Annotated in this window: 9 protein-coding genes; 6 read left to right on the top strand and 3 right to left on the bottom strand. The window is 47.8% G+C overall.

Going from position 1 to position 9,519, the window contains the following annotated elements; genetic code table 11:
• Positions 1-6: 6 nt before the first annotated feature.
• Positions 7-771: a helix-turn-helix transcriptional regulator gene (locus tag ACFORK_RS20200; RefSeq protein ID WP_379202293.1), complete on the bottom strand. Its 765-nt coding sequence runs from the start codon at positions 769-771 to the stop codon at positions 7-9.
• Positions 772-882: 111 nt separating this feature from the next.
• Between ACFORK_RS20200 and ACFORK_RS20195 the strand changes: the two genes are divergently transcribed.
• Entirely contained in the window at positions 883-3,171 is a 2,289-nt protein-coding gene (locus ACFORK_RS20195; RefSeq protein WP_379202290.1) for a glycoside hydrolase family 65 protein, read from the top strand.
• Between the two features lie 666 nt (positions 3,172-3,837).
• Here the strand turns inward: ACFORK_RS20195 and ACFORK_RS20190 are convergent.
• On the bottom strand, positions 3,838-4,212 hold the full coding sequence (locus tag ACFORK_RS20190) for a winged helix-turn-helix transcriptional regulator (RefSeq protein WP_379202288.1): 375 nt from the start codon (positions 4,210-4,212) through the stop codon (positions 3,838-3,840).
• A gap of 121 nt (positions 4,213-4,333) precedes the next feature.
• Between ACFORK_RS20190 and ACFORK_RS20185 the strand changes: the two genes are divergently transcribed.
• Entirely contained in the window at positions 4,334-5,368 is a 1,035-nt protein-coding gene (locus ACFORK_RS20185) for a zinc-binding alcohol dehydrogenase family protein (RefSeq protein ID WP_379202286.1), read from the top strand.
• A gap of 116 nt (positions 5,369-5,484) precedes the next feature.
• Here the strand turns inward: ACFORK_RS20185 and ACFORK_RS20180 are convergent, their stop codons facing one another.
• Positions 5,485-5,847 carry a winged helix-turn-helix transcriptional regulator gene (locus tag ACFORK_RS20180; protein WP_379202284.1) on the bottom strand — a complete coding sequence of 121 codons (363 nt, stop codon included), beginning with the start codon at positions 5,845-5,847 and terminating at the stop codon, positions 5,485-5,487.
• A 134-nt stretch (positions 5,848-5,981) separates the two neighbouring features.
• On the opposite strand from ACFORK_RS20180, the gene ACFORK_RS20175 reads away from it, so the two are divergent.
• From ACFORK_RS20175 to ACFORK_RS20160, 4 genes are all read left to right on the top strand, one after another.
• Positions 5,982-7,013, top strand: a complete 1,032-nt coding sequence (locus ACFORK_RS20175) for a zinc-binding alcohol dehydrogenase family protein (RefSeq protein WP_379202282.1) — start codon at positions 5,982-5,984, stop codon at positions 7,011-7,013.
• A 321-nt stretch (positions 7,014-7,334) separates the two neighbouring features.
• Complete coding sequence (locus tag ACFORK_RS20170; protein ID WP_379202280.1) at positions 7,335-7,916, top strand: TetR/AcrR family transcriptional regulator; 582 nt, start codon at positions 7,335-7,337, stop codon at positions 7,914-7,916.
• A 54-nt stretch (positions 7,917-7,970) separates the two neighbouring features.
• The gene (locus tag ACFORK_RS20165) at positions 7,971-8,840 is read left to right on the top strand and encodes a transporter substrate-binding domain-containing protein (RefSeq protein ID WP_379202278.1); all 870 of its coding nucleotides are present in this window, start codon (positions 7,971-7,973) and stop codon (positions 8,838-8,840) included.
• Positions 8,841-8,867: 27 nt separating this feature from the next.
• Entirely contained in the window at positions 8,868-9,512 is a 645-nt protein-coding gene (locus ACFORK_RS20160) for an amino acid ABC transporter permease (RefSeq protein ID WP_379202276.1), read from the top strand.
• Positions 9,513-9,519 lie beyond the last annotated feature (7 nt).

Raw genomic sequence — 9,519 nt, 5'->3', positions numbered from 1 at the left:
AGTATCCTACTTATGATCCCCTTGCAGTTTGTGGAATTCCCCACTTCTTCGGAACGCCTTGGGCGTCAGGCCAGTGTACTTCCGGAACAGCTGGGTATAATAGCTTTGGCTACAGAATTTGAACATGAATGAAATCTCGGAAATTGACTGATTACTATGGGCCAAAATGGACTTGGACTCTTCGATTTTACGACGATTGATAAATTCTGTGATCCCCATCCCGGTCTCCCGCTTGAAGCGGTCCGACAAGTAACTTGGATGCACACCCACATGACGAGCGATCATCCCCAGTGTCAGGTCTTGGAAGAGATGCTCACGGATAAAGTACACGGACAGATTCACAATATGAGAATAATGAAGGGTTTCTTTTTCCCTTTTCATAACGGCAATGAACTGTAAGACCATCTCGTATTCAAAACGCAGCAACCACTCAATCTCTGTTGCCATCTCAATGTCGCGGATCAGCGTATCACTTAGTTGAAAAGCAGTCTCCGGGTCCACATTCCCACGAATAATTGCTCTCGTGAACAAAGTACATGAAGCGATCATGGCATTCTTCTTCGAACGCAGCGGATAGCGGGCCAGCTTGGCCGCTTCCAGCGCATTAATCTTTCGCAGCGCCTCCAGCGCCCCGTTCTCATTCCCGACGCGGATGGCTTCCAGCAGCTCATGCTCATAATCCAGCGGAGGATGAACAAAACCTTGGTTAAGGTTCTCAGAACGGGTGGACAAATAGGACGGCAAAGGGATTGCTTTATCCTGTTGGGTCATACTTCTGCCCCCACCTTAAAATTTTGATAAAAAGTTAAATATATTAGTATAATCTTAGACTTTCCCGCCTTAAAATTCAATCCATAACCACCAAGGGAGGACTTAAAAAGCATGAGCTGGAGCATTTCCAATAAGGGATTAACGACAGAGACACTGCTAAATTTAGAAAGTATTTTCGCGCTGGGTAACGGGTATCTTGGAGTCCGCGGGAATTTTGAGGAAGGGTATGCCGACACTGGAATTCAGAGCATTCGTGGCACATACCTGAACGCCTTCCATGATGTTATTGATATTCCATATGGCGAGAAGTTGTACGCTTTTCCGGGCACGCAGCAGAAGCTAGTGAACATTATAGATGCACAGGGCATCAACATATATATCGGTGACGAGGAAGAACCTTTCGCACTGACTGAAGGCAGCATCGTAAGTTATGAACGCAGCCTGCATATGGACAAAGGCTATTCAGAGCGCAAAGTCCACTTCAGAACACCTTCTGGCAAAGAACTGAAGCTTCATTTCCGCAGACTGGTCTCCTTCACACACAAGGAACTATTCGCGATCAACCTCACGCTGGAACCAGTGAACTTCACAGGAGCAATCAAGATTGTATCCCGAGTGAACGGGGATGTCAGTAACTACAGTAACCCTAACGATCCACGGGTCGCTGCCGGACACAGCAAACGTTTGTCTGTAGTCGGCTGCGGTATTCAGGATGAGTATGTGCATGTCGAGAATGCCACTATGACTTCCGGTCTGCGGACCGCTTGCGTCACCCGGCACGAATGGGACGGAGCATGGACTGTTGAAGCACAGGCCAACGATCTGGCAGGCGAAGTAACAGCCACTGCTCAGCTCACAGGTCCACTGCAACTGACCAAATGGAATGTATATACCGATACCCTTCGTCATTCGGACGCTCTTGTTGAGACTGGAATTGCGCTGCAAGAAGGCCTCAAAGCCCTTACGTTTGCGAATCTGCTGGAACAGCAGGGTCAATATTTGCAAGACTTCTGGAAAACTTCTGATATTGTGATTGAGAACGACGCCCAGCTTCAGGAAGGTATTCGCTTCAACTTGTATCAGCTTCTGCAATCGGCGGGACGCGATCCGCACAGTAATATTTCTGCCAAAGGTCTATCCGGTGAAGGATACGAGGGCCACTATTTCTGGGATACAGAAATCTACATGCTGCCTGTCTTCCTGATGACTTCTCCTGACCTGGCTCGTCAACTGCTGCTGTACCGTTATTCCAAGCTGGAGCAAGCTCGGGAACGGGCGAAGGAAATGGGGCACTCCAAGGGTGCATTGTTCCCATGGCGGACGATTTCCGGTACAGAATGCTCGTCGTTCTTCCCGTCCGGCACCGCTCAGTATCATATCAGCGCCGACGTTGCCTACAGCTACATCCAGTATTATCTGGCTGAACAGGATAACGCCTTCCTGTTGGAATACGGAGCCGAAGTATTGTTCGAAACCGCCCGCTTGTGGATGGAAATTGGCCACTACCATGAAGGCAAATTCCACCTCGACGAAGTTACTGGACCGGATGAATACACCTGTCTTGTGAACAATAACTATTACACTAACGTGATGGCTAAGCATAACTTGAAATGGGCGGCTACCAGCTTCGAGACTTTAAAATCATACGATGAGCAAGGCTTCCGCGCGCTGACTGAGCGTCTTGGCGTGACAGCTGAAGAAGTTGCGGAATGGAGCCAAGCTGCGGAAGCTATGTTGCTGCCGTTCGATGAGAAGCTGGGGATCAACCCGCAGGACGACACGTTCTTGCGCAAGGCCGTTTGGGATTTCGAAAATACACCAAAAGAGAAGCATCCGCTGCTGCTGCACTACCATCCGCTCACGCTGTATCGCTATCAGGTGTGTAAGCAGGCCGATACTGTTCTGGCCCACTTCTTGCTGGAGGATGAGCAAAGCGAAGAAACGATCCGTCGTTCTTATGATTACTACGAGAAAATCACAACCCATGATTCCTCGTTGTCATCCTGTATTTTCAGCATCATGGCCTCCAAAATCGGCTATCATGACAAGGCTTATGAATACTTCATCGAGACTGCGCGACTTGATCTTGATAATACGCACGGCAATACCAAAGACGGTCTGCATCTCGCCAACATGGGCGGCACCTGGATGGCGATTGTCTATGGCTTTGCTGGCACTCGCTTAAAAGAAAGCGGCTTGTCGCTCGCACCTTCCATCCCGTCCGGATGGGAAAAATATGCGTTCCGCTTGACCTTCCGTGGACGTCTGATTGCAGTAACCATCACTACCGGAAATGTGGAGTTGGAGCTGCTTGAGGGCGAAGCGCTGACGTTGAGCCTGTACGGACAGCCAGTAGAGCTGGACAGCTCGAAGCCGGTGGTACAAGCGCTTAAGGGGTAATCATGCTATATTCTCCTCTGTAGCGATGTAGGCACCACTGCATTGCCTAAGAGGCTGACCCAAAATAAGGCATGATCCTCGATAAGGCTCCACCTATATAAAAATCATGCAAAAACCACGAAATGGCGGTGTTCAGGAGGATTCCTGAACCCGCCATTTCTTATTTTTCTCCTATGACCGCCTTCTTGAACAAATAATGAGCAAGCAATAGACGCCCAGCCATCAGGCGTGTGGTCGTAATTGAACAACTGGAAAACTCAGACTGTCGAGAAACACCATTCTCTACAATTGTTCATGGGCAATAGCCCTGCAAATCAGGCTCAACTCCCTCATCAATGCTTGCTAAAACCAGGGCTTCAGAAGGTTGAAACTCCTGCCTGGCGGCTAACGGACCCTATCGACGTTATTCGTACATCAAGCTGCTTCTGGAGCATGTAACGGACTCAGATGCCGCTATTCCTTCCAAACCGTAGATTTCGCACAGAAATTCTACTCATAACGTCTCTGGAGTCCGCTATTTTTTGAAACGGGTGGTAGTTAGAAAATAACGGCACTGGGGTCCGTTAGCAGCATATAGGGCAGAATTAACGGTCAATTGGAGCCGCTAAAGCATGCATTTTTATGATGTTCGTCCCTGTGTTATTCAGTGAAAAACCAACCGCTCATTTAATGTGTATCAGATACCTCTTCTTCCACTCCTGCATGAACCTCCTTCGCCCGCTCCTCGTATAGGTCTCCCCATTCTTTCATCAGCAGGATCATCGGCTCTAACGTCCGCCCGAACTCTGTTAACGAATACTCCACCTTGGGTGGTACCTGGTTATAGACCTTTCTGGATATGATGCCTTCCCGCTCCAGCTCCCTTAATTGCAAGGTTAGCGTATGGTGAGTCACTTGCGGGTATATTTTGCGCAGCTCGTTGAACCGCTTGGTTCCGCTAAGCAGATAATAAATGATGACACCCTTCCATTTACCGCCGATGACGCCCAGGGTGGTCTCCACTGGACACCGTTTAGTTGTGGAATCTATCACTGCACTCATCCCTTCTAAGTATCTTTTTGGATACTGAGTATGATAATTTTGCGTACTTTTTGTATATAACTTATTTAACTATACTAAGGTTGCAAAGCGCAATTCATAAGAAAAGGAAGGAATGATCACCATGCAAAAACCAGAATCCATGCGAGCCGTTGGATATTATAAATATTTACCCATCACACATTCAGAAAGTCTGCTAGACCTCGAACTTCCAGTCCCTACTCCGCAAAGCCGAGATTTGCTTGTCCGAATCGAAGCCATCTCGGCTAATCCAGCCGATCCTATCGTACGTAAATATGAACAAGCCGGTGACGGTCCATATATCCTAGGATGGGATGCAGCAGGCGTGGTTGTAGAAGTTGGTCCTGAGTGCACATTCTTCAAGCCGGGCGATGAAGTCTTCTATGCCGGCAGTCTGGTCAGACCCGGTACCAATAGCGAGTTTCATTTGGTAGACGAACGGATCGTGGGTCGGAAGCCACAGACGCTGAACTTTGCGGATGCTGCATCACTGCCATTAACGACGATTACCGCGTGGGAGAGTTTATTTGATCGTTTAGGCATCCCTCATGCTCCCGAAATTAACCGCAACAAGTCCATTCTCATCATCGGGGCTGCTGGAGGTGTTGGATCCATCGCAGTACAGCTGGCCAGACTAGCAGGACTCACTGTGATCGGCACGGCATCGCGTCCGGAATCAGCAGCGTGGGTTCAAGAGCTTGGAGCGAAATATGTAATCAATCATTACGAGGACTTTGTGCCCCAATTGCAGCAGCACGGATTTGCTTCCGTCGACTATATCTTTTGCTTGAACAATACAGATCAACACTGGAACAAGATGACTCAGGCGATCGCTCCACAAGGTAAGATCTGTCTGATCGTAGAAAATGAAGAGCCTGTTGCGCTGAATCTGTTAAAAAGCAAAAGTGTTACCGTGGTTTGGGAGACCATGTTCACCCGATCCACGTTTCAAACAGAAGATATTATCGCACAGCATCATCTGTTGAATCGGATGGCTGAGTTGGTGGATGAGGGGAAAATTCGAACTGTAGTCACGGAGCGACTGTCCCCGATCAATGCTGCGAACCTCAAGATCGCGCATGCCAAAATGGAATCAGGGGCCGCCATTGGCAAGCTTGTGTTAGAGCACTTCAGCTAACAAAATAACATGAAATAAGTCGACCGACTTCTTGCTCGTCAGGTCGACTTTTTTTATTTTCGTTAAAAAAGACGAATTGTATCAAAGACGTTCTACATCTCGCCAAACTGCTTAACTTAATGCAATTCACTCTCTTCTTCCACTGCTTCATTATTCGCCTTCACCCGCTCTTCGTACAGGTATCCCCATTCTTTCATCATAAGGAGCATTGGCTCTAGCGTCCGCCCGAACTCCGTTAACGAATATTCCACCTTGGGTGGAACTTCATTGTAGACCTTTCTGGATATGAGACCTTCCCGCTCCAGCTCCCTTAATTGCAAAGTAAGCGTATGGTGAGTTACTTGCGGATAAATCTTGCGGATCTCATTGAACCTCTTGGTCCCGCCGAGCAGAGAATATATAATGACGCCTTTCCATTTACCACCAATTACGCCTAGGGTGGTTTCAACCGGACAGCGTGTACTTGAGGAGCTTATCACAGTATTTCATCCCTTCTATAGTATCTAACTGGATACTCAGTATGCTATTTTTGCGTACTTTTTGTATATAACTTATTAAACTATACTAAGATAGTAAAGCGCAATTCCACAAGAAAAGAAAGGATTGATCCCATATGCAAAACTCAAAATCCATGCGAGCCGTAGGATATTATGAGTATTTACCAATTACACATCCAGATAGTCTGTTAGACCTCGAAATTCCTGTCCCTACACCGCAAGGACATGATTTGCTTGTCCGAATCGAAGCCATCGCTGTCAATCCTGCCGATACAGTCGTACGTCAGTACAATCCATCTACTGAAGGTGCGCCTTATATTCTCGGATGGGATGCGTCAGGCGTCGTTGTTGAAGTCGGTCCTGAATGTACACTCTTCAAGCCAGGAGATGAAGTCTACTATGCGGGCAGTGTGATTAGACCTGGAAACAACAGCGAATTTCATTTGGTGGATGAACGGATCGTAGGCAAAAAGCCAAAAACGCTCGACTTCGCAGAAGCTGCATCACTGCCGTTAACTACGCTTACCGCTTGGGAGAGTTTGTTTGATCGTTTGGGGATTCCACATAATCCCGAAATCAACCGCAACAAATCCATTCTTATCATCGGAGCTGCCGGAGGCGTGGGCTCTATCGCAGTCCAACTTGCCAAACTGGCAGGGCTCACTGTGATTGGCACAGCATCACGTCCAGAATCAGCAGCGTGGGTTAAAGAGCTTGGAGCAGAGATTGTAATTAATCATTACGAGGACTTCCTGCCCCAATTGCAGCAGCATGGATTGGATTCCGTGGACTATATCTTCAGCCTGAACAAAGTAGACTGGAACCGTTTGACTCAGGTCATCGTTCCACAAGGGAAAATCTGCTTTATCATTGATAATGATCCGCCTGTTGAACTGGGTCAATTTTTAGGCAAAAGCGTTACACTGGTTTGGGAGAATATGTTTACACGTTCCACTTTTCAAACGAAAGACATCATCGAACAGCATCATTTATTAAATCAAATGTCTCAACTTGTCGACGAGGGAAAAATCCGGACCGCAGTCACCGAGCGGCTGTCCCCGATTAATGCCGCGAACCTCAAACTTGCGCATACCAAAATGGAAGCAAGAGGAGCTATCGGCAAGATTGTGCTGGAGCACTTCAATTAACACAGCAGCATGAGAAAGTCGACCGTCGACTTGCTTCGGCAGATCGGCTTTTTCACTTTCATTTTTTAAGAATAAAAGTCCTACAGCAAATTGACTTTAACACCCCTCCCCCATCTGGATAACTTTTCTTTCCACAGGACAAGCTAGTCCATAACCACTCCCACAGTTCGACAAAATCCGTATTTTATTCTTGACAGAAATCTAAAATTTAAATATAGTAAGCCCATCGGAATTAACCAACTGACTAATCAGTCAGGTCAAGAGGAGCGATGGAAGCTGCCCGCTATAGAGGAACAAGATCAGGATCGTCGCCAGCAGCTAATGGCCGCGGCGCTCGACTTATTTGCCCGTAAGGGATATCACGGCACCAAAATTTCCGATGTGGTCAAGGCCACCGGAGTGTCGCAAGGCACGTTTTACTGGCATTTTCAAAGTAAGGAACAGCTCACGCTGGAGCTGATTGAAGACGGCAAAGAAAAGCTGATTCTAGTCATCCAGCAAGGTTACCGCAAACACGCCGGTACGGTAGATGATATGGTAGGATCATCTGCGCGCCTGCTTACAGATTTGTTCACTTTTGCACACCAGAATCGGAATTTGATGGCTCTGCTGCTCATGAAAGGTCAGGGTGCTGATCAGCCGATCCGTGAAGCTGTCTCACAGACCTGGATTGCCTTTGAAGAAGCGTTCAAAAGCAATATAGAGCGAGCCGTAGAACTCGGAATGCTGCCCAAAACAAACAGCATGGCGCTGCGAGCCAACATTTTGGTCAGCTTGATTACAGGTGTTCTGTCCAAGTGGCTGTTCGGGCCAATGCATGACGTTGATTACCAATCGCCCTACTCCCCTGCTGCCATAGCTGAAGAAACCGCCAAATTCGAATTCCGGGGTTTGCTCGGATAACTTATAACCAGATCGTGTATAACAACATCAAAGAGAGCCAAGGAGGCCATCGTAATGACAACCAAACTAAACAAGTTTTTAAAATCCGCTTCACTGCTGAGCGTGCTCGTAATCGCACTCGCAGGCTGCGGAACGAACAACACAGCGGCACCAGCTGCTACGGATAACAATGCTGGTAATAAACCAGCCGAAACAGCCGCCGCGGACAACTCACTTGAGGTGATCAAGAAAGCTGGCAAAATCAGAATCGGGCTTATGGGCACCTATGCTCCATACAACTTCCTCAACGACAAGCATGAGATCGACGGCTTCGATGCCGACGTTGCCAAGGCCGTAGCTAAACGCATCGGCGTTGAAGCTGAATTCATCACAGGTGAATTTTCCGGGCTGATTGAAGGATTGCAAAAGGACAAATACGATGCACTCGTCAGCCAAGTCACCATTACCGATGACCGTAAGAAGACGATGGACTTCTCTACGCCTTACATCAAGAATGCTGTCAACGTAATCGTCAAAGGTGACAACACAACCATCAAAAGTCTTGAGGACTTCAAAGGTAAGAAGATCGGTGTCGGACTAGGCACGAACGATGAGAAATATTTGCGCGATGAAGCCATGCCGAAAGTCGGCAAGTTTGAAATTGCTACGTATAACGATGTGATCACCTCGCTCAAGGATCTGAACGTTGGCCGCATCGATGCCACGATCAATAACACTTTTGCCATCCAGCCACTGGTTGAGAAAAATCACTTCAATGTCAAGGCGGTCGGCGAGCCGATTAAAGAGGACTTTGCGGGTATCGCGATTCGCAAGAACAATCCGGAGCTGCTGGATGCCATCAATAAAGCACTGGATGAAATGAAGACGGACGGGACGTTCAAAGAGATTTTCCAAAAATGGTTTAAAGTTGACCCTAACATCTAATTAGTGTGAACGTGGAGGATGCACGGCATGGAACTGGTGTTACAGAACTTCCAATTTCTATTGACAGGCGCTTATTATACGCTGTTGATCACAATCGTCTCAATGTTCTTCGGCTTGATCATTGGGCTGCTTCTCGCCCTTGCCCGTCTCAAAGGAAATTGGCTGCTTAGCGGTCTGGCCAAAGGTTACGTGTCCATCGTTCGCGGCACCCCGATTTTGGTTCAGATTTTCATTATCTATTTCGGACTCCCCGATTACGGGATCACACTGGGGCCGCTCACTGCGGCCTTTATTTCGCTCAGCATCAACATTGGTGCTTACTTGTCCGAGACCTTCCGCGGTGCGATTCTATCCGTACCTAAAGGACAGACGGAAGCCGCACAGTCACTTGGCCTAACCTCTTGGCAGACCATGCGTAGAGTAGTTCTCCCGCAGGCAGCCAGAGTAGCCATTCCGCCGATGGGCAATACATTTATCGGAATGCTGAAAGAAACATCGCTTGTGTCTGTTGTAACAGTGACCGAGCTGCTGCGCTCCGCCCAACTGCTGATTGCACAGTATTACGTGGCTATGCCGTTTTATATCGCTATTGCTATTATGTATTGGGTGATGAGTGTGTTCTTTTCATTCATTTTGAACCGTATCGAAAACCGTTTATCAAAAGCTTATTAAGGGCGTG

This window comes from Paenibacillus sp. GCM10012306 (genome assembly GCF_042649265.1).
Taxonomy (GTDB): Bacteria; Bacillota; Bacilli; order Paenibacillales; family Paenibacillaceae; genus Paenibacillus_AQ.
This window is presented reverse-complemented; position numbering and strand designations above follow the sequence as displayed.